The 25,979-nt window shown below is 62.4% G+C and carries 16 protein-coding genes; 9 read left to right on the forward strand and 7 right to left on the reverse strand.

What is annotated here, in order from left to right:
• Positions 1-4 precede the first annotated feature (4 nt).
• Positions 5-772 carry a divergent polysaccharide deacetylase family protein gene (locus AC5O5I_RS26250; protein WP_172219810.1) on the forward strand — a complete coding sequence of 256 codons (768 nt, stop codon included), beginning with the start codon at positions 5-7 and terminating at the stop codon, positions 770-772.
• A 13-nt stretch (positions 773-785) separates the two neighbouring features.
• Here the strand turns inward: AC5O5I_RS26250 and AC5O5I_RS26255 are convergent, their stop codons facing one another.
• Positions 786-5,459 (reverse strand): dermonecrotic toxin domain-containing protein, encoded by a 4,674-nt coding sequence (locus AC5O5I_RS26255; protein ID WP_494511787.1) that lies wholly within the window; start codon positions 5,457-5,459, stop codon positions 786-788.
• 128 nt (positions 5,460-5,587) lie between these two features.
• A complete protein-coding gene (locus AC5O5I_RS26260) occupies positions 5,588-7,591 on the reverse strand; it encodes a BCCT family transporter (protein WP_218584433.1) in 2,004 nt (667 codons plus the stop codon).
• Between the two features lie 476 nt (positions 7,592-8,067).
• On the opposite strand from AC5O5I_RS26260, the gene betI reads away from it, so the two are divergent.
• The 7 genes from betI to trxC all read left to right on the forward strand — a co-directional run bounded on the left by betI (position 8,068) and on the right by trxC (position 19,541).
• Positions 8,068-8,724 carry a transcriptional regulator BetI gene (gene betI / locus AC5O5I_RS26265; protein WP_172219801.1) on the forward strand — a complete coding sequence of 219 codons (657 nt, stop codon included), beginning with the start codon at positions 8,068-8,070 and terminating at the stop codon, positions 8,722-8,724.
• Positions 8,725-8,763: 39 nt separating this feature from the next.
• Positions 8,764-10,236, forward strand: coding sequence for a betaine-aldehyde dehydrogenase (gene betB / locus AC5O5I_RS26270; protein WP_172219798.1), 1,473 nt, complete (start codon positions 8,764-8,766; stop codon positions 10,234-10,236).
• Positions 10,237-10,313: 77 nt separating this feature from the next.
• Entirely contained in the window at positions 10,314-12,011 is a 1,698-nt protein-coding gene (gene betA / locus AC5O5I_RS26275; RefSeq protein ID WP_172219795.1) for a choline dehydrogenase, read from the forward strand.
• A gap of 245 nt (positions 12,012-12,256) precedes the next feature.
• On the forward strand, positions 12,257-13,999 hold the full coding sequence (locus AC5O5I_RS26280; RefSeq protein ID WP_172219781.1) for a potassium/proton antiporter: 1,743 nt from the start codon (positions 12,257-12,259) through the stop codon (positions 13,997-13,999).
• A gap of 35 nt (positions 14,000-14,034) precedes the next feature.
• Complete coding sequence (gene mscK / locus AC5O5I_RS26285) at positions 14,035-17,343, forward strand: mechanosensitive channel MscK (protein WP_494511788.1); 3,309 nt, start codon at positions 14,035-14,037, stop codon at positions 17,341-17,343.
• Positions 17,344-17,509: 166 nt separating this feature from the next.
• Positions 17,510-18,970: a protein adenylyltransferase SelO gene (selO, locus tag AC5O5I_RS26290; protein WP_172219776.1), complete on the forward strand. Its 1,461-nt coding sequence runs from the start codon at positions 17,510-17,512 to the stop codon at positions 18,968-18,970.
• Positions 18,971-19,106: 136 nt separating this feature from the next.
• The gene (trxC, locus tag AC5O5I_RS26295; RefSeq protein ID WP_172219773.1) at positions 19,107-19,541 is read left to right on the forward strand and encodes a thioredoxin TrxC; all 435 of its coding nucleotides are present in this window, start codon (positions 19,107-19,109) and stop codon (positions 19,539-19,541) included.
• Here trxC and AC5O5I_RS26300 read toward each other — a convergent pair.
• Positions 19,538-20,311 (reverse strand): ParA family protein, encoded by a 774-nt coding sequence (locus AC5O5I_RS26300; RefSeq protein ID WP_172286715.1) that lies wholly within the window; start codon positions 20,309-20,311, stop codon positions 19,538-19,540. The two genes, trxC and AC5O5I_RS26300, sit on opposite strands and share 4 nt — an antisense overlap.
• A gap of 76 nt (positions 20,312-20,387) precedes the next feature.
• Positions 20,388-21,287, reverse strand: a complete 900-nt coding sequence (locus AC5O5I_RS26305; protein ID WP_172219767.1) for a LysR family transcriptional regulator — start codon at positions 21,285-21,287, stop codon at positions 20,388-20,390.
• 165 nt (positions 21,288-21,452) lie between these two features.
• Between AC5O5I_RS26305 and AC5O5I_RS26310 the strand changes: the two genes are divergently transcribed.
• Complete coding sequence (locus AC5O5I_RS26310; RefSeq protein WP_256676349.1) at positions 21,453-22,640, forward strand: MFS transporter; 1,188 nt, start codon at positions 21,453-21,455, stop codon at positions 22,638-22,640.
• Positions 22,641-22,754: 114 nt separating this feature from the next.
• Here the strand turns inward: AC5O5I_RS26310 and AC5O5I_RS26315 are convergent, their stop codons facing one another.
• The 3 genes from AC5O5I_RS26315 to AC5O5I_RS26325 form a co-directional block, all read right to left on the reverse strand.
• Positions 22,755-23,102, reverse strand: a complete 348-nt coding sequence (locus AC5O5I_RS26315; RefSeq protein ID WP_494511789.1) for a YgiW/YdeI family stress tolerance OB fold protein — start codon at positions 23,100-23,102, stop codon at positions 22,755-22,757.
• 116 nt (positions 23,103-23,218) lie between these two features.
• Positions 23,219-24,283: a uroporphyrinogen decarboxylase gene (gene hemE / locus AC5O5I_RS26320; RefSeq protein ID WP_172219758.1), complete on the reverse strand. Its 1,065-nt coding sequence runs from the start codon at positions 24,281-24,283 to the stop codon at positions 23,219-23,221.
• A gap of 230 nt (positions 24,284-24,513) precedes the next feature.
• On the reverse strand, positions 24,514-25,932 hold the full coding sequence (locus AC5O5I_RS26325) for an FAD-dependent oxidoreductase (protein WP_172219755.1): 1,419 nt from the start codon (positions 25,930-25,932) through the stop codon (positions 24,514-24,516).
• Between the last annotated feature and the right edge of the window lie 47 nt (positions 25,933-25,979).

Raw genomic sequence — 25,979 nt, forward strand, 5'->3', positions numbered from 1 at the left:
GCCCATGCGTTATCTGCTGTGCCTGCTGTTCTGCCTGGTCGCCGGTGTCGCGCAAGCGGCACCGGCGGGCAAGGCGTACATGAGCATCATCATCGACGACCTCGGCCAAAGCCCCGAGCGTGACCGCCGCACCCTTGCCCTGCCCGGCCCGGTAACCATGGCGATCATGCCCGACACCCCCCACGCCAGCGACTTCGCCCGCCAGGCGCACAAGGCCGGCAAGACGGTGATTCTGCACATGCCCATGGACCCGGCCACCGGGCCGTACGCCTGGCACCCGGGCCTGCCCATCGAGGAACTGGCCAGGCGCCTGGAGGCCGCGCTGCTCAAGGTCCCCTACGCTGCAGGCATCAACAACCACATGGGCAGCCGCATGACCGCACAGCGCGCGCCGATGGCCTGGCTGATGGCCCAGTTGCAGCAACGTCACCTGTTCTTCGTCGACAGCCGCACCAGCGCCGCCACGGTGGCGGCCGCCGAGGCACAAGCGCAAGGGTTGGCGCATGTCTCGCGCGATGTGTTTCTGGACGACGTACGCACCACCGAGGCGATTACCGGGCAGCTGCAGCAGGGCATTGCCCTGGCGCGCAAGCAAGGCTCGGCGGTGCTGATCGGACACCCGTATCCACAGACGCTCGAGGTACTGGCACGCGAGCTGCCACACTTGAAAAGCCAAGGCATCACCCTGGTCACACTGCACCAGATGATCGCCGAGCGAAGCAATCAGGCCATGCCGGCGCATGGTAAGCATGGCCGCTACAGCAACCGCTGAACGGCTTGTCTGCTCAAACGAAAGGAATGATTCCCCTGGCCTGCTCCAGGGTCAACCTGCCGCGGTGCACCCGCTCACCCGCAGCAGATTCCGCGCGGTTGCTCATGCTGCGCTGGCGCCACGTCTTCAGGTGACCGTGAGTAAATTCCTCGGCAAAGGCATCAGCAGCCAGAAAATGAAAATGCGCGGCCCACAGATTCCGGCCCTGAGAATCGCCGGGTTTGGTCAAGCGCATGATCTTGTACTCGTCGAACGTGCTGCCGTCGTGCATCGTCTTTCTTGCGATGTATTCGACCTTGATCAGCCCCTGCTGATGCAGGAACTGCAATGCCTGGGCAGAGGGGTAGTGTGTGCCGGTATAAAGCGTCGTCAGTTGCAGGTTTTTGTCCGACCGAAGCCGATCCGCAGCGCTTTCCAGTTGCCTGACCAAAGCGTCGCCAGAGCCTTCTTCACGCAAGTCGGCCACCACCCGGTCGAGCTTCTCGAGCTGCCCATCGAATAGTTGAGCGAGCAAGCCCGCCTTGATGTCGTTGGCGACATAGGCTTTGGCCTTGCTCTCGATAACGGCATTTTCGTCCAGCAGCGCTTGTACGCGCATTGCCAGATCCGTTGAAGGGGCGGGCCCGGGCGATGGAATCGGCTGCGCTTGTCGTTGCCGCCATTGGCCGTCTACCCAGTCGAATGTGGCCAGGACTTCGTTGGAAAAGGACTCGCGAATTTCGACGATACGCTGCCCGTCCTGCTCGACTTCAGTACCGATCAGCAACTGCCCCTGGTTGTTGCGTACCACCCGGTGCTGGTCGCTGGAGGCACTGTAAGGCGCTCGCGTGCCAGTGGCTGCAGACCCCTCCTGCTCCTGAACGGCTTCGACCAGACGACGGCCAGCATCCAGTTTGAGCTTCTCGACATGTGCTCGATATCGCTCAAGCATGGCGGGTTCTATGTGTTGCCCTCCGGCCGTCAGGATGCTGCTACTGTTGAGTATTGCCGCCGAGTATTCGTCCCACGCTTCCTGCAGGATACCAATGCGGTCTTCAGCCGACAGGTTGACAAAATCGAGTACGCCATGCGCGCCTGCAGCGTTGCGCAGTGACGAACCTTTGAGTTCGCTTCTGTAGGTAGCAAGCGTCTCTCCCACACCAGCAACATCATCATGCAGTGACAGGTCAGCCAGGGTAATTATCTGATTGAAGCGCAACTGAACTGTAGAGACATTGCGCAAGGAGATCATTTGCCTGACGGTCAACGTCTCCCCGCCCAATAGACCGTTGATCTGGAGCTCATCAGAAGCATTGGCCAAGAGATTGTCCAGACGTTCGTACGCCAGAAGCATACGGTCCTTGAACCCTGCCAGCACCTCGAGTTTGCTCCGCCACAGCAAATAGACTTCGATGATTTCGTCTCCCGTGGCGGCTATCAGACGCTCCTGTAATTCGCTGAGCTCCCTGATTTCTGCCAACGTCTGTAGCTCGCGGAAGACGAAGTGGCTGTCGCGGATCAGCCGGACCCTGAGCGCAACCTCGGTCTCCGGCACGATCGTTCCCCAATGCCCTGCTGCGCGCTCAGTGGCGTACTTCGCCTCCTGCATGGCGGTCAGTAGCGGCAACAGTTGCTCTTCCTTGTGCAGTACCTGCTCGAGCTTGGCGACCGTTTCTTTGCGCAGGTTCAAAAGGTCCGCTTGCCATTGCGCAATGCGCTCGTCGTATTGGCTTATGGCCGCCCGCGCAGCGGCAGTATTACTGCCCTGGGGTTGCTCATCCACTTTCGCCTGAGCACCCGCCCTGATCCCTTGGAGTTTTGAAAGTTTATCCCGCTGCGCAATGATGCTCTTGCCCAGCGTGGCGAATTCGGTTCTCAGACTGCGGGCCTGCACTTCGAGCGCGCTGGCCGAGGACGACAGCTTCTTGAAGCGCTTGCTGATATTCAGGCTCAGGGCGCTAGCCTCCATCCCCCCGATACCCATGCCCGCATTCACTCGCCAAACGCCATCGAAAGGAATCAGCCATGCCCCGTAGCGGCCCTGAGCATCAACCACACGCGCGCCGATGCTCGAAAGCTCTACGCGATATACCTCACCGGCAAGGCTTGCATAGTAGCTGTCACCCATCTGGTACAGGCCAGCCGCATCACCCACGGTATGAGGTTTGACTCCGTTGAGTGACACGCTTGAACGCATGGCCAGCAGCTTTTCCCTCTGACGCAGGGGCAACGAGTTGAACCCCTGGCGGCCTCGGAATGAAAAGTCTGTGTATTGCCCGAAATAGGCGGGCAAAACCTCGCCAGCGTTTTCAGCGCTTTGAACTGGCTTCACCGCTAGCTCCGAAAACGCTCCGCTCTGTGGCGGAGGGCATTCGAACGCCGAGGCATCAGGCAACCCGCTCTCAGGGGTAACCTCCAGCTTCGGATGATGAGCATGCAAAAGGGTCATGCCCATGTTCAGCAACAGGTCGGCAATTGCAGCAGACCGCTCAAAGTCATTTCCTTGCTCAAGCGCCTGAAGGTCCGCTTGCAAGGCGCTCAGCGATTGTACCAACCAGGCCACGCTGGCCACCGGCCCGCAAACCAGCAATGTCGCCACATCGAACAACAGCCATGCACCTTCGCACAGGGTTTGCCAGCGGCTCTCTGCGTTGGACACCGACTGCTGGTCCGCCAGCATCAACAAGACGTCGCGGTTAGCTGCGTAAAGCCTTTCATCCACATTATTCCGCCAGAACTCAATCGCCAGTTCAACGGGCTCTGGGCGCTCTGGCAGCGCATAGGGGTCGATGCCGATGGCAGTGACATGCGGTTCACTGAAACCGCCGTTGTCGTAGACGCTGCGCACGGCGGGGTCCATCCAGTCGAGGATGCCGGCCTGCAACAGCCGGGATTCGCGCACATGTTCAAGCACCGCGGGAAGGCTTGCATACTCGCGAAGCGTGTCTTGCCTGAACAAGGGCCGATAAAGCAGTACCAAAGAAGGCTCGGCGCAAAACAACATATACATGCAATGAACCGGATCACTTTGACGCGAGTGCTGGCTACGCCTGAACGCCAGGGGAATCAGCATCATCCGCGGGGTGTCTGGGTCTACATGTCCTGCGCAATAGTCGACAACGCATTGCAACCCGCCCTCCTTCACCTTGCCATCGAGCTTGGCAGTGATGGCACTCTGTAGCAGCGCGCTGCGCCACTCTCTTGCAAAGCGCCTTATCCGTTCAGGCCGCCGGCCACTGTCATCAAGTTGGCCTGCAACATAGGCCGGATAACGGCCACCGATGTCTACCTGAGTGACCAGTCGCCTGGCTGCTTCGGCGTCCAGCCACGGCGGCGCCTCACTGCCGTCTCGGCGGCGAACCTTTTCGATAGCCGCGCCCTTCAGGGAGACAAGATTGCCAATGGCGAACTCAGTAAGGCTCTTGCTGCCGACGAATACCAGTGGCTCGCCGCCACCCGCACCTGCTGCCGGCCCGCCAGGCTCCCCACGCGCCAGGTACAGGTCCAACAGCAAATCGTCGGGCGAGCTGTCGTCACTGTAGTCAGCGTGTATCTGTTCAACGAGTTGCTCGCGGGCGTATTCATTCAATGTCTGGACGCCATCCAAGGCTGCAACACCGTCCGAATCGAGCTGGTCGAGCGCAAGTTGCAACAAGCCGGCGTGGCAGGCAAAGCTGTTTTCAGCCGTGCTTCTGCGCCAGCCGGGGGGGGGCTGTACCGCAGCGGTATCATCGGCATAGCTGATGAACCAGGATGACGGGTCGCTCAACTGGGCAAAGCGCTGCTCAAGTTCCGTCACATCGGTAATGCCCCGGTAGGCTAACCTCTCGACCCTGTTGAATAGGGTTTCGAGCAACAGTGAAACCTGCTGAGCAAAAATGTTGCCTTCGGCCGCGTAGCGAGTCCAACTCAGCTGCTCGAAGCTGTAGCGTTGCGCTAGCTCGTCACGCAGGGCGCGGCCGAATGCGCCCAACGACCCGAAGCTTCGCACCACACCCGACGGCGCACACCAAAGCACCACCTGCTGCTCGTCCCACTCGCCGGTCACCAGCAAATTGCACAATGTTTCCTCGGTGGTCACCGTAGCGCTGGTCAAAGTCGCTTTCACCAACCATACCGAGGGCTGATCTGCCCCGCCACGGATCAGGCCGCGAATGCAGGCTTGCTCCTTTTTATCCAGCGCCTGCAACGGCAAGCCACGCAGTAGAGCGGACTTCAGCAGCAGCTGTAACCAAAGATCGCGGCTTACCCCAGCGCTCCCCTGCTCGCTCCAGCAGGCCAGTTGCGCCTCACAAAAAAGCTGAGGCAACTGTTTTACAAGATTATCGAGCACGTTCGACACACCGCTCAATTGGCGGGTATCGAACTCGCTGGTTGAGCCGGCAAAGCGATGCGTGGCCAACAGCCCCAGATTATGGTGACGCCCGTCGACGGGTTCGATATCCAGCGACGGTGGTTCAAGCAGAGCCAGCAGCACCCTGTCGACAAATGGCTGGGTCGTCCAATAGTCCGTGTCGGGCTCCGGGCTATCGAGCATCAGCGGATCAGCGCTGATCAGGGTAGGACTGACAAATGCCAGCCATGGCAGTTCGGCCAGCAACACCTTGAGCAGTTGCTCGCTGGCAACCTGTCGCAGCGTCGGGCGATCACCAAACTGCAGGGCCGCAGCGTGTTTGAAGTCGAAGGTAGGAATGTCGGGAGCGATCATGCAGCAGGCCTCCAATGGCAAAGCCGGTAGGCTGCTGCAAGCAATCACGGTGCCCGCGCTACATAAAGCTCAGACATGAAAAAGGCCTTGCTCTCTCGAGCAAGGCCTTGGGCGTTACAGTTTGTGTATCAGCTGTACACACGCCCCAGCAACTGCCGGTGGCTTTCGAACTGGTCCAGCACATCGCGTACGATCTGCTCCGGCGCAAAGCCCATCAGGTCGTATTCCTGGCTGCCGTCGTGCAGGTACACCTCGGCACGGTAGAAGCGCTGGCGCACTTCCGGCTCGCCTTCGACCGGCGCTTCGCTCGGCGCAGCCATGTAGCCGTCCAGGCTCACTTCATAGACGAACGGGTTGCCCTCTTCCATCATCACCCGCAGGCCCATCATGTTGCGCGACTGGCCAACCCGGGTTTCCACGTCGAAGCCCAGGGTCTGCAGTTGCGCAGCGGCTTCTTTCAGCGCCGGGCTGACCTGCTTGTCCATGAACCGCTGGACCACGGCCTGGGTCGGCTGCAATTCCAGCTGGCCCAGGCGCTCGCTGAAGCCGCGACGGCCACGGGCGGCCAGTTCGGCGCGCTCCTGCTCGACGACCACGTCCTGCTTCATGGCCTTGTACAGGCCGAACATGAACAGCACCAGCACCACCGAGAACGGCAAGCCGGCCAGCACCACCATGGTCTGCATGGCTTCGAAGTTGCCGGCGAACAGCAGGCCAATGGTGACCAGGGTGATGATGACCGACCAGAACACCACCATCCAGTGCGGGGCGTCTTCGTCGACCTTGCCGCCCTTGCACGAAAGGTTGGCCATCATCACCGCGCCGGAGTCGGCCGGGGTGAGGAACAGCACGAAGCCGACGAACACTGCCACACCAATCACGATCTTCGCCGCGGGGAAGTATTCCAGCAGCTGGTAGATCGACATCGACGGCTGCTCCAGCGCGGTCTTGCCCAGCTCGACAGCACCCTGGTTGATCACCAGGTCCAGCGCGGTGTTGCCGAAGATCGACAGCCAGGCCAAGGTGAAGCCCAGGGGGATCAGCAGCACACCCATTACCAGCTGGCGCACGGTGCGGCCTTTGGAGATACGGGCAATGAACATGCCGACAAACGGGCCCCAGGAAATCCACCAGGCCCAGTAGAACACGGTCCACAGGCCCAGCCAGCGCTCGGACTTGTCGCCCGACCCTTCATACACGTACAGGTCGAAGGTCTTCAGGACGATGCCGTTGAGGTAATCCCCCACGTTCTGCACCAGGCCATTGAGCAGGTGCAGGGTCTCGCCACCCAGCAGGACGAAGATCAGCAAACCGCTGAATAGCATGATGTTCAGGTTGGACAGGCGGCGGATGCCGTTTTCCACACCCGAGACCGCAGCCACGGTAGCCACACCGGCCATGACCAGGATCACCATCAGCAAGTTGGTCTTGCTGTGGTCCATGCCGAACAGGTATTCCAGGCCCGAGGACACCTGCATCGAGCCGATGCCCAGGTTGGTCACCAATCCCAGCAAGGTCACGAACATGCCGAAGATATCCACCGCGTTGCCGGCGGCGCCCTTGACCCAACGCTCCCCCACCAGCGGGTAAAGCGCCGAACGCAAGGCCAACGGCTGGTTGTGGCGGTAGGCAAAGTAACCCACGGCCAGGCCGACCAGGGCGTAGATCGCCCAGCCATGCAGGCCCCAGTGCAGGAAGGTCAGCTGCAGCCCCTGGCGCGCGGCCTCGAGGCTGGCAGGCGTGCCTTCGGGCGGGTTGAAATAGTGGTCCAGCGGCTCGGAGGCGCCAAAGTACAGCAGCGAGATACCGATACCCGAAGAGAAAAGCATGCCGGCCCAGGCGCCGTAGCTGAAGTCGGGCTGGTCGTCCTTGCCGCCCAGCTTGAGGCTGCCATAGTCGGAAAACGCCAGGTAGACGACGAACACCAGGTAGCCGCAGATGACCAGCATGTAGTACCAGCCAAAGGTGCGCGTCAGCCACTTCTGGGCCACGCCCAGCACCTGGCCGGCGGTTTCGGGTACAGCGATCAGCAAGGCAGTCAGAACGAGGATCATCAGCGCCGAGGTGAAGAACACCACGCGGTTGACCCGTACCCTCTCGGCGGGGGGTTTGGTAAGGGAGGCAGAACTCATTGCACGAATGCTCCGGGCAGTACGGCTGTGGAGGCTAATCAGTCTTTCCCGAGCAATTGGTGGAATATCCCCACTGCGTCAGGTGTTATAAAAGCACCCTGGAAACCGCGATCCCGAATCGATACGTTGCAAAAAACAGACAGGTGGCCCGTTGAAAAATGCCACGCCGCCGCTTGGGTGCGCGCATTCGTCACAGATCACCGCGCCCGCTCCAAGGGCCTGTCGCAGGGCGCAAGACCGTACGGCAGAATCTGCATTTCGCATCGCTCATGCCCGTCAACGCCTTGTATTCCGGGGGTTACGCGATTTCCTGGGGTGTCAATCCGTGCCCTGATGACCGCTCGAAAGAGTGTCAATGGCACAAATTGTCGCAGAGCTTATTCTTTATTGATTGAACGTTCAATCAAAACAAAATAGACTGGTCTTCGCCGAGTCAGCCGCCCGTCGTCTGCTCGCAGGCCTGAGGAGATAGCAAGATGCCCAAGGTCGGTATGCAACCCATCCGCCGCCAGCAGTTGATCGAAGCCACGTTGCAGGCGGTCGATCAGGTCGGACTGGGGGACGCCAGCATTGCGCTGATTGCCCGTTTGGCCGGTGTGTCGAACGGCATCATCAGTCACTACTTTCGGGACAAGAACGGCCTGATCGCAGCGACGATGGGTTACATCATGAGCATGCTCAACGAAGGGGTGCGGGCACGCCGCCTGGCCCTGACGGACGACAGCCCGCGTGCCCACCTGAAAGTGATCATCGAGGGCAACTTCGATGCCAGCCAGGTGAACGGCCCGGCGATGAAAACCTGGTTGGCCTTCTGGGCTTCCAGCATGCACCAGCCCGATTTGCACAGGTTGCAGCGGATCAACGACCACCGCTTGTATTCCAACCTGTGCTGCCAGTTCCGCCGCGCCCTGCCGCTTTACCATGCGCGCAAGGCTGCCCGCGGCCTGGCGGCTCTCATTGATGGCCTGTGGCTGCGTGGTGCCCTGTCGGGTGATGCATTCGACACCGACCAGGCGATACGGATTGCTTACGAATACATGGATCTACAACTGGCTAAACAGCACACCCTGGGCACCCATGACCAGGCTGCTGATCAAGCACGCACGGCTCTTGCCAACTCGGCAGGAGCGTGACGCGCAAGCCAAACCACACACTGCACTTGCGAGGACACTATGGCCCGTTTCGGAACGCAAAAACTCTACATTGATGGCGCTTACGTCGACGCTGGCAGCGATGCCACCTTCGAAGCCATCAACCCGGCGACCGGCGAAGTCCTCGCCCACGTGCAACGTGCCACCGAGGCTGACGTCGAGAAAGCCGTCGAAAGCGCCGAACGTGGCCAGAAGGTCTGGGCTGCGATGACCGCCATGCAGCGTTCGCGCATCCTGCGCCGCGCCGTCGACATCCTGCGCGAGCGCAACGACGAACTGGCCATGCTGGAAACCCTGGACACCGGCAAGTCGTACTCGGAAACCCGCTACGTCGACATCGTCACCGGCGCCGACGTGCTGGAGTACTACGCTGGCCTGGTACCGGCCATCGAAGGCGAGCAGATCCCGCTGCGCGAATCGTCCTTTGTCTACACCCGCCGCGAGCCGCTGGGCGTGACTGCCGGTATCGGTGCCTGGAACTACCCGATCCAGATCGCCCTGTGGAAATCCGCCCCGGCCCTGGCCGCCGGCAACGCAATGATCTTCAAGCCGTCGGAAGTCACCTCGCTGACTACCCTGAAACTGGCCGAGATCTACACCGAAGCCGGCCTGCCGAACGGCGTGTTCAACGTTCTCACCGGCAGCGGCCGTGAAGTCGGCACCTTGCTGACCGAGCACCCGCGCATCGAAAAGGTTTCCTTCACCGGCGGCACCACCACCGGCAAGAAGGTCATGGCCAGCGCCTCGAGCTCGTCACTCAAGGAAGTCACCATGGAACTGGGCGGCAAGTCGCCACTGATCATCTGCGCCGACGCCGACCTGGACAAGGCCGCCGACATCGCCATGATGGCCAACTTCTACAGCTCGGGCCAGGTGTGCACCAACGGCACCCGCGTGTTCATCCCGGCTGAAATGAAGGCAGCCTTCGAGGCCAAGATCGCCGAGCGCGTTGCCCGCATCCGTGTCGGCAACCCGGAAGACGAGAACACCAACTTCGGCCCGCTGGTCAGCTTCCAGCACATGGAAAGCGTGCTGGGCTACATCGCCAAGGGTAAAGAAGAAGGTGCCCGCGTGCTGTGCGGCGGCGAGCGTCTGACCGAAGGTGAGTTCGCCAAGGGCGCCTTCGTCGCGCCGACCGTGTTCACCGACTGCACCGACGACATGACCATCGTCAAGGAAGAGATCTTCGGCCCGGTGATGAGCATTCTCTCCTACGAAACCGAAGAAGAAGTGATCCGTCGCGCCAACGATACCGAGTACGGCCTGGCCGCCGGTGTCTGCACCAACGACATCACCCGCGCCCACCGCATCATCCACAAGCTGGAAGCCGGCATCTGCTGGATCAACGCCTGGGGTGAATCGCCGGCGGAAATGCCGGTAGGTGGCTACAAGCAGTCTGGCGTCGGCCGTGAGAACGGCGTCAGCTCGCTGGCTCAATACACTCGCATCAAGTCGGTCCAGGTCGAGCTGGGCGGCTACAACTCGGTTTTCTAAACCTTGTCTAGCCACGCCCGTGCCGCTGTGCACGGGCGTTTCCGCTCCCTGATCACCGCCAACACGAGGGTACTTTCATGTCCCAAGAATTCGATTACATCATCGTCGGTGCCGGCTCGGCCGGTAACACCCTGGCAACCCGCCTGACCGAAGACGCCGGCGTCACCGTGCTGTTGCTGGAAGCCGGTGGCCCCGACTACCGCTTCGATTTCCGCACCCAGATGCCGGCCGCCCTGGCCTTCCCGCTGCAGGGGCGCCGCTACAACTGGGCCTACGAGACCGACCCGGAGCCGTACATGGACGGCCGCCGCATGGAATGTGGCCGCGGCAAGGGCCTGGGTGGTTCGTCGCTGATCAACGGCATGTGCTACATCCGCGGCAACGCCATGGACTTCGACGGCTGGGCAGAACTGCCAGGTCTCGAGGACTGGACCTACCTCGACTGCCTGCCCTATTTCCGAAAAGCTGAAACGCGCGATATCGGCCCGAACGAGTACCACGGTGGCGAAGGCCCGGTCAGCGTCGCCACGCCAAAAGCTGGCAACAACCCGCTGTTCCACGCCATGGTCGAGGCCGGTGTACAGGCCGGTTACCCGCGCACCGAAGACCTCAACGGCTATCAGCAGGAAGGTTTCGGCCCGATGGACCGTTCGGTGACCAAGAACGGCCGCCGTTCCAGCACCGCCCGCGGCTACCTGGACCAGGCCAAGAAGCGCCCTAACCTGACCATCGTCACCCACGCCCTCAGCGACCGCGTTCTGTTCGACGGCAAGCGCGCCATTGGCGTGACCTACCTGGTCGGCGACAGCGAAGAACGTGTTGAAGCCCGCGCCCGCAAGGAAGTGATCGTCAGCTCCGGCGCCATCGCGTCGCCGCAGCTGCTGCAGCGCTCCGGTGTCGGCCCGCGCGCCCTGCTGGAAAGCCTCGACATCCCCGTGGTCCACGACCTGCCGGGCGTCGGCGAAAACCTGCAGGACCACCTTGAGCTGTACCTGCAGTACGCCTGCACCCAGCCGGTGTCGCTGTACCCGTCGCTGCTGTGGTGGAACCAGCCGGCCATCGGTGCCGAGTGGATGTTCAAAGGTACCGGCATCGGCGCCAGCAACCAGTTCGAGGCCGGTGGTTTCATCCGCACCCGGCCTGAATTCGAATGGCCGAACATCCAGTACCATTTCCTGCCGGTCGCGATCAATTACAACGGCTCCAACGGCGTCAAGGAGCACGGCTTCCAGGCGCACATGGGCTCGATGCGTTCGCCAAGCCGCGGCCGTATCCAGGCCAAGTCGAAGGACCCGCGCCAGCACCCGAGCATCCTGTTCAACTACATGGCTACCGAGCAGGACTGGCAGGAATTCCGTGACGGCATCCGCCTGACCCGTGAAATCATGGCCCAGCCGGCGCTGGACCCGTACCGCGGCCGCGAGATCAGCCCGGGCCCGGATGTGCAAACCGATGAGCAGCTCGACAAGTTCATCCGCGAGCACGCCGAAACCGCGTTCCACCCGTCCTGCTCGTGCAAGATGGGCACCGACGACATGGCGGTGGTCGATGGCGAAGGCCGTGTGCACGGCATGAAGGGCCTGCGTGTGGTCGATGCGTCGATCATGCCGATCATCATCACCGGTAACCTCAACGCCACCACGATCATGATCGCCGAGAAAATCTCGGACAAGATCCGCAACCGCAAGCCGCTGCCGCGCAGCACTGCCAAGTACTACAAGGCTGAGGGCGCGCCGGTGAAGGGCAAGCCGATGCGAGAAGTGAAGCAGGCGTGATCCTGCACCGGCCCTTTCGCGGGTGAACCCGCTCCCACATGAGTAGCACCACCCTGTGGGAGCGGGTTCACCCGCGAAAGGGCCCGCATAGGCGACACATCAAAAGGCACCCTCCGCGGTGCCTTTTGCACATCTGCAGAAACGCTTTACATGCTGCCAATTCATCAGGTTAGAATCGATTGGCACGCGACCTGCTAGCGAGATGCTATCGAGTTCCTTTCCCCGTTGTCCCGGAGTACCTGCCTTTGGATGCAAGCACCATCAACAGCCTGTTCCTGATCGGCGCATTGCTGGTGGGCGCAAGTATCCTGGTCAGTTCGCTGTCGTCGCGCCTGGGCATCCCTATCCTGGTCATCATCCTCGCGGTCGGTATGGTCGCCGGCGTGGACGGTGGCGGCATCATCTTCAACAACTACCCGACCGCCTACCTGGTGGGCAACCTGGCGCTGGCGGTGATCCTGCTGGACGGCGGCCTGCGCACACGGGTGGCAAGTTTTCGCGTAGCGCTGTGGCCGGCACTGTCGCTGGCCACTGTCGGCGTGATGATCACCACGGCCCTCACCGGCCTGGTCGCGGCCTGGCTGTTCAACCTGAGCCTGATCCAGGGCCTGCTGATCGGCGCCATCGTCGGCTCTACCGACGCCGCAGCTGTGTTTTCGCTGCTCGGCGGCAAGGGCCTGAACGAGCGGGTTACTGCCACCCTGGAGATCGAGTCGGGCAGCAACGACCCGATGGCAGTGTTCCTTACCGTGACCCTGATCGACATGATCGCCAGCGGCCAGACCGGCTTGCACTGGGGCCTGCTGGGCCACCTGCTGCGCGAGTTCGGTATCGGTGGCCTGCTGGGCCTGGGGGGTGGCTGGTTGATGCTGCAAATGGTCAACCGCATCAACCTGGCAGGCGGCCTTTACCCCATTCTGGTGGTGGCCGGCGGCCTGGTGGTGTTCTCGCTGACCAACGCCCTGCACGGCAGCGGCTTCCTTGCCGTGTACCTGTGCGGCCTGGTGCTGGGCAACAAGCCGATCCGCAGCCGCCACGGGATTTTGCACATGCTCGACGGCATGGCCTGGCTGGCCCAGATCGGCATGTTCCTGGTGCTGGGCCTGCTGGTCACGCCCCACGACCTGCTGCCCATCGCCCTGCCGGCGCTTGGCCTGGCCCTGTGGATGATCCTGGTCGCCCGGCCGCTGTCGGTGGTCGCCGCGCTGCTGCCATTCAAGGCCTTCCACGGCCGTGAGAAAGGCTTCATTTCCTGGGTTGGCCTGCGCGGCGCAGTACCGATCATCCTCGCGGTGTTCCCGTTGATGGCCGGCCTGCCGGACGCCCAGCTGTTCTTCAACCTGGCCTTCTTCATCGTGCTGGTGTCGCTGTTGGTGCAGGGCACCAGCCTGCCGTGGATGGCCAAGCTGTTGAAAGTGACGGTACCGCCAGACCCGGCGCCGATCTCCCGTTCCGCGCTGGAAGTGCACATCACCAGCGAATGGGAAATGTTCGTCTACCGCCTGGGCGCGGAAAAGTGGTGCATCGGCGCCGCCCTGCGCGAACTGAAGATGCCCGAAGGCACGCGCATCGCCGCGCTGTTTCGTGGCGAGCAACTGTTGCACCCTTCGGGCAGTACCGTGCTGGAAGTGGGCGACATGCTCTGCGTGATCGGCCACGAGCACAACCTGCCAGCCCTGGGCAAACTGTTCAGCCAGGCGCCACAGCGTGGCCTGGACCTGCGTTTCTTCGGCGATTTCGTGCTCGAAGGCGATGCCGAACTGGGTGCGGTGGCAGCGTTGTACGGCCTGAAACTCGACGGCCTGGACGCGAAAATGCCGCTGGCGCAGTTCATCCGACAGAAGGTCGGAGGCGCTCCAGTAGTAGGTGACCAGGTCGATTGGCATGGCACGATCTGGACCGTGGCGACCATGGACGGGAACAAGATCCAGAAAGTAGGCGTCAGATTCCCCGAAGGAACGCGACCCGGACCAGGATTGTTCCTCTAAACTTCGTTTCTGCCGGATCCACAAGTAGCCTGCCTATGTCCCTGCGCGTGTACCTCCGCACAGCCCTGCTCGGGCTGTGCCTGTCTCTTTCCTTTGCCGCCACTGCGGCTGAAGCCCCGACCACCGCCAGCATCCAGCACAGCCTCGACAAGATCGCCGATCGCAAGCTGCCCGAAGCCGACCAGAAGGCGCTGCAGCAGGTGCTCGAACAAACATTGAGCCTGCTGGCCAGCAAGGAGGACAACGAGAAAAAACTGGCTGCACTGAAGCAGCAACTTGCAGGTGCCCCCAAGGAAACCAGCGACAGCCAGAAAGAGCTCGCCAAGCTCAAGGAAAGCAAGCCGCAGCCCGTTACCCAGCGCTACGCCAACCTTACCGTGCCGCAGCTCGAGAAGCTGCTCAGCGAGCGCAACACCCTGCAGGGTGAGCTGCAAAAAGCGCTGTCCGAAGCCAACAGCCTGATCATCAACTCGCAAACCCGCCCCGAGCGCGCGCAAGCCGAGATCAGCAGCAGCCAGACCCGCACCCAGCAGATCAACAACATCCTCAAAGCCGGCAAGGACGGCGGCAAATCCATCAATGCCGACCAGCGCAACCAGCTCAATGCCGAACTGGCCTCGCTCAACGCACTGACCCTGCTGCGCCGTCAGGAGCTGGCCGGCAACAGCCTGCTGCAAGACCTCGGCAACGCCCGGCACGACCTGCTGATCGAGCGCGCCGCGCGCCTGGAGCAGGAGATTCAGGACCTGCAGACCCTGATCAACGACAAGCGCCTGGCCCAGTCGCAGGAAGCGGTTACCCAGCAGTCGATCGAGGCCCAGAAAGCCGGTGGCAGCAGCCTGCTGGCCAGCGAAAGCGCGGCCAACCTCAAGCTTTCCGACTACCTGCTCAAAAGCACCGACCGCCTCAACGAACTGACCCAGCAGAACCTGCATACCAAACAGCAGCTGGACAGCCTGACCCAGGCGGACCAGGCGCTGGACGAGCAGATCAACGTGCTCAAGGGCAGCCTGCTGCTGTCCAAGATCCTCTACAAGCAGAAGCAGACCCTGCCGCACCTGAAAGTCGATCGCGACCTGGCCGACCAGATCGCCGATATCCGCCTGTACCAGTTCGAGATCAACCAGCAGCGCGAACAGATGAGCAGCCCGGTCACCTACGTCGACAAGCTCCTGGCCAACCAGCCCCAGGAAGATGTCACCCCGGCACTGCGCAAGGCGCTGCTGGAAGTCGCCATCACCCGCAGCGACCTGCTCGAACGGTTGAACCGCGAACTGTCGGCGCTGCTCAATGAATCGATCACCCTGCAGCTTAACCAGAAGCAGCTGCTGGGTACGGCGCAGGGCCTGCGTACCACGCTCGATGAACAGATGTTCTGGATCCCCAGCAACAAGCCGCTGGACTGGGACTGGTTGAAATACGTGCCGGAGCGCTTCGCCAAGCAGGTGGCCGACCTGCCGTGGGGCTCGGGTATCAAGGAGCTGGCCGATGGCCTGAGCCAGCGACCGTTGCTGTTCCTGCCGTTGCTGCTGGTTATCGGCGGCCTGCTGTGGCGGCGCAAGTACCTGTATCAGCGCCTGAGCAAGGTGCACCAGGATATCGGCCACTTCCGCCGCGACAGCCAGTGGCATACACCTCAGGCCATCCTCATCAACATCCTGCTGGCGATGCCGGTCAGCCTGGGCCTGGCCCTGTGCAGCTACGCCCTGCAGATCGACGCCCGCGGGCAGAACGCCAACCTGGGCGCCGCACTCTGGCAGCTGGCCCAGGCCTGGCTGGTGTTCTATACCGCCTACCGCATCCTCGCCCCCGGCGGCGTGGCCGAAATCCACTTCCGCTGGCACAAGCCGCAGGTCGAGTTCCTGCGCGGCTGGGTGCGCCGCCTGGGCACCGTGGTGCTGGCCCTGGTCGGTGTGGTGGCGGTGGCCGAGCACCAGCCTTCGGCGCTGGCCGACGACGTACTGGGCATCGGCGTGGTGCTGACCTGCTATGCACTGATGGCCTGGCTGCTGAGCCGGCTGTTGCTCAGCAGCCCGGCGCACCGTGATGCCTCGCTGTTCCGCAGGGCTGTAGGGGTGGCGTTCACCGCGTTGCCCATCGCCCTGTTCGTGGCGGTGTGCTTCGGCTACTACTACACCGCGCTGAAGCTTACCGACCGCCTGATCTACACCCTGTACCTGCTGATGTTCTGGCTGGTGATCGAAGCCGCATTCGTGCGCGGCCTCTCTGTGGCGGCGCGGCGCCTGGCCTATCAGCGCGCCCTGAGCAAGCGCGCAGCTGCCAAGGAAGGGCTGGACGGCGAAGTCATCACCGAAGAGCCGACCCTGGACATCGAGCAGGTCAACCAACAGTCGCTGCGCCTGATCCGCCTGGCCCTGCTCGGCGGCTTCATCGCCGGGCTGTACTGGGTGTGGTCCGACCTGATCTCGGTGTTCGCCTACCTCAACAACTTCGTCCTGTACGAATACACCAGCGGTACCGGCGCCGCCGCCAGCATGGTGCCGATCAGCCTCGGCGACCTGCTGGGCGCGCTGGTCATCGTCGGCATCACCTTTGCCCTGGCCGGCAACTTGCCGGGCCTGCTGGAGGTACTGGTGCTGTCGCGACTGAACCTTGCCCAGGGCAGCGCCTACGCCACCACCACGCTGTTGTCGTACACCATCGTCGGCATCGGTATCGTCAGCACCCTGTCGACCCTCGGGGTGAGCTGGGACAAGCTGCAATGGCTGGTGGCCGCACTGTCGGTAGGCCTGGGCTTCGGCATGCAGGAAATCTTCGCCAACTTCATCTCCGGCATCATGATCCTGTTCGAGCGCCCGGTGCGCATTGGCGACACCATCACCATCGGCAACCTGTCCGGCACGGTGAGCAAGATCCGCATTCGCGCCACCACCATCACCGACTTCGACCGCAAGGACATCATCGTCCCCAACAAGACCTTCATCACCGGCCAGCTGATCAACTGGTCGCTGACCGACACGGTCACCCGGGTGACGCTGAAGCTGGGCATCGACTACGGCTCCGACCTCGACCTGGTGCGCGACCTGCTGCTCAAGGGCGCGCATGAGAACCCACGGGTGCTCAAGGACCCGGAGCCGATCGTGTACTTCCTCAATTTCGGCGAGAGCTCGCTGGACCATGAGCTGCGCATGCATGTGCGTGACCTGGGCGACCGCAACCCGACCCTGGACGAACTCAACCGCTATATCAGCCGTGAGTTCAAGGCGCACGACATCAAGATCTCGGTGCGCCAGGTGGAGGTGTTCCTGATGGACCCGAAAGGTGGCAAGCAGCAGCTGATTCCCATGGAACAGCCGAAACCGGATGGCACTCAACCTGTGTGAGTGGACTCCATAGGGCATGAACGCCCAAAATGCCTGCGAGGGCTTCGCTCTCGATCGCCGGCAAGCCAGCTCCCACACCGACCCCCTGTGTATTCTCTGTGGGAGCTGGCTTGCCGGCGATGGGCCGCAAAGCGGCCCCCTAGGCATCGATCTCCAGGAGCAGCCCGTGAAAGCCCTCGACCAACTCACCTTCGACAACCGCTTCGCCCGCCTGGGCGACGCGTTCTCCACCCAGGTCCTGCCCGAACCCATCGCGGACCCGCGCCTGGTGGTTGCGAGCGAGTCGGCCATGGCCCTGCTTGACCTCGACCCCGCGCAGGCCGAACTGCCGGTGTTCGCCGAGCTGTTCAGCGGCCACAAGCTGTGGGAACAGGCCGACCCACGCGCAATGGTGTATTCCGGCCATCAGTTCGGCTCCTACAACCCGCGCCTGGGCGATGGCCGTGGCCTGCTGCTGGCCGAAGTGCTGAACGACCAGGGCCAACACTGGGACCTGCACCTCAAGGGCGCCGGGCAGACGCCGTATTCGCGCATGGGCGACGGCCGCGCCGTGCTGCGCTCATCCATTCGCGAATTCCTCGGTTCCGAAGCCCTGCACGCCCTTGGTATCGCCACCAGCCGGGCACTGTGCGTGATCGGCTCCAGCACGGCGGTGTGGCGCGAAGCCCGCGAAAGTGCCGCCATGCTCACGCGCCTGGCGCAGAGCCATGTGCGCTTTGGCCACTTCGAATACTTCTATTACACCAAGCAGCCTGAACAGCAACGGCTGCTGATCGATCACGTGCTGGAGCATCACTACCCCGAATGCCGCGGTGCCGAGCAGCCATACCTGGCCATGTTCCGCACCATCGTCGAGCGCAACGCCGAGCTGATCGCCCGCTGGCAGGCCTATGGGTTCTGCCACGGGGTGATGAATACGGACAACATGTCGATCCTCGGCATTACCTTCGATTTCGGCCCTTACGCTTTCCTCGACGACTTCGACGCCAATTTCATCTGCAACCACTCCGACGACCGTGGCCGCTACAGCTATGCCAACCAGGTGCCGATTGCCCACTGGAACCTCAGCGCGCTGGCCCAGGCGCTGACCACGGTGATCGAGGTGGAGCCACTGAAGGAAGCGCTGGGGTTGTTCTTGCCGCTGTACCAGGCTCATTACCTGGACCTGATGCGCCGGCGCCTTGGCCTGACCACGGCCGAGGACGACGACATGGCGCTGGTCGAACGCTTGCTGCAGTGCATGCAGCGTGGGGGCGTGGACTACAGCCTGTTCTTCCGCAAGCTGGGCGAACAACCGGCGGCCGAAGCGCTGAAGGTGGTGCGTGACGACTTCATCGACCTGGCAGCTTTCGATGCCTGGGGCGCCGACTACCTGGCCCGCTGCGAGCGCGAAGCGGGCAATGCCGAGGGGCGGCGTGAACGGATGCACGCAGTCAACCCGCTGTACGTGCTGCGCAACTACCTGGCGCAGAAAGCCATCGAAGCGGCTGAGGCGGGGGATTACAGCGAAGTGCGGCGGCTGCATCAGGTGTTGAGCAAACCGTTTGAAGAGCAGCCGGGGATGCAGGCGTACGCCGAGCGACCGCCGGAGTGGGGCAAGCACCTGGAAATCAGCTGCTCTTCTTGATTGATGACTGCTGTACCGGCCCTATCGCCGGCAAGCCAGCTCCCACAGGTACAGTGCCGCACCTGAGGCAAGCGGTAGCCCTGTGGGAGCCGGCTTGCCGGCGACAGGGCCCGAACAAACACCACAAGGAATTGATATGTCCGACCCTCTGGTAATCCCCTGCCCGCACTGCAACGGCCTGAACCGCCTGCCCGCCGAACGTTTGAGCGACGCCCCCAAATGCGGCCGCTGCAAGCAGGATGTGCTGCTGGCCCAGCCCTTCGAGCTGACCGAGGCCAGCTACGCCAGCCAGATCAAAGGCGACCTGCCGCTGCTGGTCGACGTCTGGGCCGACTGGTGCGGCCCCTGCAAATCCTTCGCCCCCACCTTCGAACAAGCTGCGCGGCAGCTGGCGGGGCGCTGCCGCCTGGCTAAGCTCGACAGCGAAGCAAACCGCAACCTGGCGGGGCAACTGGGCATACGCTCGATCCCCAGCCTGCTGCTGTTCAAGAACGGTCGCGAAGTGAGCCGCCAGGCCGGAGCGTTTCCACTCCAGTCGTTGCTGGCGTGGTTGCGCAGCCAAGGGGTCTAGGCGTTCTCTTCGAGCAGCGAATGCAACTCGACAAACTGCTGGGTCAGCTTGTGCCGCGGCTCGAGGTGAATCAGCGGCAGGCTGGCATGATGCGATTCGCGCATTTTCACCGAACTGCTGAGGTACACCGGTAGTACCGGCATGCCCTCGGCCAGCAGCTCGTCGAGCATCTGCTGGGGCAGGCTGGCGCGGGACTGGAACTGGTTGACCACGATGCCTTCGACCACCAGTGCTTCGTTGTGGTCCTCCTTGAGGTCTTCGATCTCGGCCAGCAACCCGTAAAGGGCCTGCCGCGAGAAACTGTCGCAGTCGAAAGGGATCAGCACACGATCAGCTGCGATCAACGCAGAAACTGCGTAGAAATTCAGCGCCGGCGGGGTATCGATGTAGATGCGCTCGTAGTCCTCGTCCAGCTCGTCGAGCAGCTTGCGCAGCTTGTTGATCTTGTGTTTTGCCTCAAGCTTGGGCTGCAGGTCGGCCAGCTCTGCCGTGGCGGTGACCACGTGCAGGTTGTCGAACGGGGTTTCGTAGATGTCGACCTTGTTCTTCTTGCTGAACGGCCCGCTGGACAGGCTCTGCTTGAAGAAGTCGGCAATCCCCATGGGGATATCCTCGCCGGTGAGGCCGGTCAGGTACTGGGTCGAGTTGGCCTGGGCATCCAGGTCGATCAACAGTGTCCGGTAGCCTTCATTGGCACTGACCGCCGCCAGGTTGCAGGCGATGCTCGACTTGCCCACGCCACCTTTCTGATTGAACACCACGCGCCGCATGATTGACCTCCGTGTTTCGACGAATGCCCGAGTATGTGGCGAGGCCGCGGCAATGGCCAGTGCCATTTGGCCTGCGTCAGCCCTGGCCGACCGCCTGCCCGGTAAGCAGCTCGGCAAATGCCTTGGCCATCGCCGAGCCTGCGTGCTCACGCTGCACCAGCCACACCGCAGACATCGCCCCTTCATCTAGCAAGGTGCGGTACACCACGCCTTCAATGCGCATGCGCTGGAACGACGCCGGCAGCACCGAAACCCCAAGCCCCGCCGACACCAGGCCGATGATGGTCATGGCCTCTCCAGCTTCCTGGGCAAAATGCGGGCTGAAGCCGGCCTGCCGCGCCAGGCTCAGCAACTGCGCATGCAGGCCGCTGCCATAACTGCGAGGGAAGAACACGAACGGCTCATCGGCCAGCGCCGCCATGTGCAGGCCATGTTCAGTGCCTTCGGCAAGCGGGTGCGAAGCGTTGATCACCGCCACCAGCGGCTCACGGAACAGCTCCGTGGCCAGCAAGCCTGCCGGCAGCGGCATCGGCCGCATCAGCCCCACCTCGATGGACTCGTCGAACACCCCTGCGGCAACGTCGCGGCTGCTCATCTCCTTGAGGTTCAGGTGCACAGCGGGGAAGCGCTGGCGAAAGGCATGAATGGCCTTGGGAATCTTCGAGGTGAACGGTGCCGAGGAAGTAAAACCTATCTTCATCTCGCCTAGCTCGCCCAACTGCGCACGACGGGCTACATCCGCCGCTTTCTCGACCTGCGCCAGCACTTGCCGAGCCTCCTCCAGAAACAGCCGCCCGGCCTCGCTCAACTCGACCCGACGATTGGTACGCTCGAAAAGCCGTGCGCCCAGTTCCTGCTCCAGTGCCTGGATCTGCTGGCTGAGGGGTGGCTGTGAGATACCCAGCTGCTGGGCGGCGCGTCCGAAGTGCAGCTCTTCAGCCACAGCGATGAAGTAACGCAAATGGCGCAGTTCCATGATCGGCTCCGAACAGGTCGAAAAACGTCTTAAATAGGTCGAACAATATATTGGATCTAATCATTAGCCAGCTATATGCTTTTTTCATTGCGCCAGAGGTACCCGCCCGTGAAAACTGCTGTAGCCCCCCTTCCCGCCGAGCCAGAGCCCACTCCCCTGAACGAAATGTGGATCGAAAAAGGCACCCCCGCCTTCATGAAAACCGTGCTGGCGCTGTTCAGCGGCGGCTTCGCCACCTTCGCCCTGCTGTACTGCGTACAGCCGATGATGCCGCTGCTCTCTCGGGAATTTGCCATCAATGCGGCGCAGAGCAGCCTTGTGCTGTCGGTGTCCACGGGCATGCTGGCGTTCGGATTGTTGATCACCGGGCCCATCTCCGACCGCATCGGGCGCAAGCCGGTAATGGTGTTTGCCCTGGTCTGCGCCGCCCTCTCCACCTTGGCCAGCGCGGTGATGCCAAGCTGGGAGCTGGTGCTGGCCACCCGCGCGCTGGTGGGCCTGTCGCTGAGCGGCCTGGCGGCAGTGGCGATGACTTACCTGAGCGAAGAAATCCACCCGCAGCACATCGGCCTGGCCATGGGCCTGTACATCGGCGGCAACGCCATCGGCGGCATGAGCGGGCGGCTTATCACCGGCGTGCTGATCGACTTCGTCAGCTGGCACACGGCGATGCTGACCATCGGCGGCCTGGCCCTGATGGCGGCGCTGGTGTTCTGGAAGGTGCTGCCAGAGTCCCGCAACTTCCGCCCACAGGCACTGCACCCGCGCAGCCTGCTGGACGGTTTTGTCGTGCATTTCAAGGATGCCGGGCTGCCTTGGCTGTTCCTTGAGGCCTTCCTGCTGATGGGCGCATTCGTCACTCTGTTCAACTACATCGGCTACCGCCTGCTGGCGGAGCCCTACCACATGAACCAGGCGCTGGTCGGTTTGCTGTCGATAGTGTACTTGTCGGGCATCTACAGCTCGGCGCAAGTCGGCGCGCTGGCTGACAGACTGGGCCGACGCAAGGTGTTCTGGGCCAGTATCGTCGTGATGGCCGCAGGCCTGCTGATGACCCTGGCCAGCCCGCTGGCGATGGTGATCGTGGGCATGCTGGTATTTACCTTCGGCTTCTTTGGCGCGCATTCGGTGGCCAGCAGCTGGATTGGGCGGCGAGCGTTGAAGGCCAAGGGGCAGGCTTCGTCGCTGTACCTGTTCAGCTATTACGCAGGGTCGAGTGTGGCGGGTACGGCGGGCGGGGTGTTCTGGCACCAGTGGGGGTGGAACGGGATCGGGTTGTTCATTGGCAGCTTGCTGGCGGTGGCGTTGCTGGTGGCGCTGCACCTGAGCAAGTTACCGCCCAAAACAGCCTGAGAATGGGGCTGCCTTGCAGCCCATCGCCGGCATGCCAGCTCCCACAGGTGCCCCAAGGCTCATGGCCTGTGAAGTAGTTGTGGGAGCTGGCTTGCCGGCGATAGGGCCATCGGATCAGTTGATGATCTCGACGATATCCACATCCACTTCCCGGCTCATCAGGTGCTTCTCCACCTCACCGGTCAGCTTGACCTTGGTCTTGTCGTTGAACGGAGTAGCCGGAAGGTCTTCATCGTCGATTTCGACGGTGATGACGCCGGTGTTGTCCTTGAACTCGTACTTGTCATCGTTGTTGATCTTCTTGGTCACATAACCCTGCAGCACCACCGGCGTGTCATCTGCGGCGTCGTTGGCGGCAGCAACGGTGGTCACCGACTGTGCACCTGGGCCGGTGTAACCCGCAGCCAATGCTGCAGTGCTGAACAGAGGGGCGAGGATCAAGGCAAGGTAGCGAGCTTTCATGAGGATCGGGTCCTGTTTCGGTTTCGATGGCCCCAGATTAACGACGATCGCTGAATTGAAACTTAATGCAATAAAAAGCCCGGCACAGGGCCGGGCTTCGGTGTTCAGCCATCAGTTCATTGATGGTACTGCGCCGACAGCTCGTGCACGGCGTTGATGAACACGCCGGCATGCTCCGGGTCGACTTCCGGGGTGATGCCGTGGCCCAGGTTGAACACGTGGCCGGTGCCGTGGCCATAGCTGGCCAGGATGCGCGCCACTTCCTGGCGAATGGCCTCGGGTTTGGCGTACAGCACGGTCGGGTCCATGTTGCCTTGCAGTGCCACTTTGTCACCCACACGGCGGCGGGCGTCGCCGATTTCGCAGGTCCAGTCCAGGCCCAGCGCGTCGGCACCGGCGTCGGCGATGCTTTCCAGCCACAGGCCGCCATTCTTGGTGAACAGAATTACCGGCACCTTGCGCCCTTCATGCTCGCGGATCAGGCCGCTGACGATCTTGCGCATGTAGGCCAGCGAGAATTCCTGATAGGCCGCCGCCGACAGGTTGCCGCCCCAGGTGTCGAAGATCTGCACGGCCTGGGCGCCGGCCAGGATCTGGCCGTTGAGGTAGCTGGTAACCGACTGGGCCAGCTTGTCCAGCAACAGGTGCAGGGCCTGAGGGTTGTCGTACGCCATCGCCTTGGTCTTGCGGAAGTCCTTCGACGAGCCGCCTTCGACCATGTAGGTGGCCAGGGTCCACGGGCTGCCGGAGAAACCGATCAGCGGCACGCGGCCATTGAGCTCGCGGCGGATGGTGCTGACCGCGTCCATGACGTAGCCAAGGTCTTTCTGCGGGTCGGGGACCTGCAGCGCTTCGATATCGGCCGGGGTGCTGATGACCTTCCTGAAACGCGGGCCTTCGCCGGTTTCGAAGTACAGGCCCAGGCCCATGGCGTCAGGGATGGTGAGGATGTCCGAGAACAGGATCGCCGCGTCCAGCGGGTAGCGGTCCAGCGGCTGCATGGTCACCTCGCAGGCGAATTGCGGGTTCATGCACAGGCTCATGAAGTCGCCGGCCTTGGCGCGGCTGGCGCGGTACTCCGGCAGGTAGCGGCCGGCCTGGCGCATCATCCACACGGGGGTGACGTCTACGGGTTGCTTGAGCAGTGCACGCAGGAAACGATCGTTCTTCAGGGCAGTCATGTCGGCATCCGGAAAAATAGTGCGGGCATTTTCTCAGACGCACAAAGAAAAGGCACGGCTGTTTGCCGTGCCTTTTCTTTATAGGTATGTCGTGGATCAATAGATTTTGTATACAAAAACTTAATGATGCACGATACCGATGGCCCTATCGCCGGCAAGCCAGCTCCCACAGGGTAGCCGCAGCTCTTGTGGGAGCTGGCTTGCCGGCGATGAGGCCAGTGCAGGCAGCATCAGACTTCGAGGTAGTCCAGGATCCCTTCGGCAGCGGTACGCCCTTCGAAGATCGCCGTCACAACCAGGTCCGAACCGCGCACCATGTCGCCACCGGCAAACACTTTCGGGTTGCTGGTCTGGTGCTTGAACTTGCCCTGCTCCGGCGCCACCACTCGGCCCTGGCTGTCCATCTGGATACCATGCTGCTCGAACCACGGTGCCGGGCTCGGGCGGAAGCCGAAGGCGATCACCACGGCATCGGCCGGCAGGATTTCCTCGGAACCCGGGATCGGCTCGGGGCTGCGGCGGCCACGGGCATCCGGCTCACCCAGACGGGTCTCGACCACTTTCACGCCTTCAACCTTGTCCTCGCCGACAATGGCGATGGGCTGGCGGTTGTAAAGGAACTTCACGCCCTCTTCCTTGGCGTTCTTCACCTCTTTGCGCGAGCCTGGCATGTTGGCCTCGTCACGGCGATAGGCACAGGTTACCGCTTGCGCGCCCTGGCGAATCGAAGTGCGGTTGCAGTCCATCGCAGTGTCGCCACCGCCCAGTACCACGACCTTCTTGCCCTGCATGTCGACGAAGTCTTCCGGCGACTTCTCGAAGCCCAGGTTGCGGTTGACGTTGGCGATCAGGAAGTCCAGCGCGTCATGCACGCCTGGCAGGTCCTCGCCAGGGAAGCCGCCCTTCATGTAGGTGTAAGTACCCATGCCCATGAACACCGCGTCGTATTCGGCCAGCAGTTGCTCCATGCTGACGTCCTTTCCCACCTCGACGTTCAGGCGGAACTCGATGCCCATGCCGGTGAACACCTCGCGGCGGTTGCTGAGCACGGTCTTTTCCAGCTTGAACTCGGGGATGCCGAAAGTCAGCAGGCCACCGATTTCCGGATTCTTGTCGAACACCACCGGGGTCACTCCGGCACGCACCAGCACGTCGGCGCAACCCAGCCCAGCCGGGCCTGCGCCGATGATGGCGACGCGCTTGCCGGTGGGCTTGACCTTGGACATGTCCGGGCGCCAGCCCATGGCGAAGGCGGTGTCGGTGATGTACTTCTCCACCGAGCCGATGGTCACCGCGCCGAAGCCGTCGTTCAGGGTGCAGGCACCCTCGCACAACCGGTCCTGCGGGCATACCCGGCCGCACACTTCCGGCAGGGTGTTGGTCTGGTGCGACAGCTCAGCCGCGGCCAGGATGTTGCCTTCGGAAACCAGCTTCAACCAGTTGGGGATGAAGTTGTGCACCGGGCACTTCCACTCGCAGTAAGGGTTACCGCAGCCCAGGCAGCGGTGCGCCTGCTCCACGGATTGCGCCGGTTTGAAGGGTTCGTAGATTTCCACGAACTCCTTCTTGCGCTGGCGCAGCAGCTTTTTCTTCGGGTCCTTGCGGCCCACTTCGATGAACTGGAAGTCGTTGTTCAGACGTTCAGCCATTTTTCAAAACCTCTTTACAGCAGCTGCAAGCTACAAGCTGCAAGCCG

This window comes from Pseudomonas sp. 9_2_1, assembly GCF_059295275.1.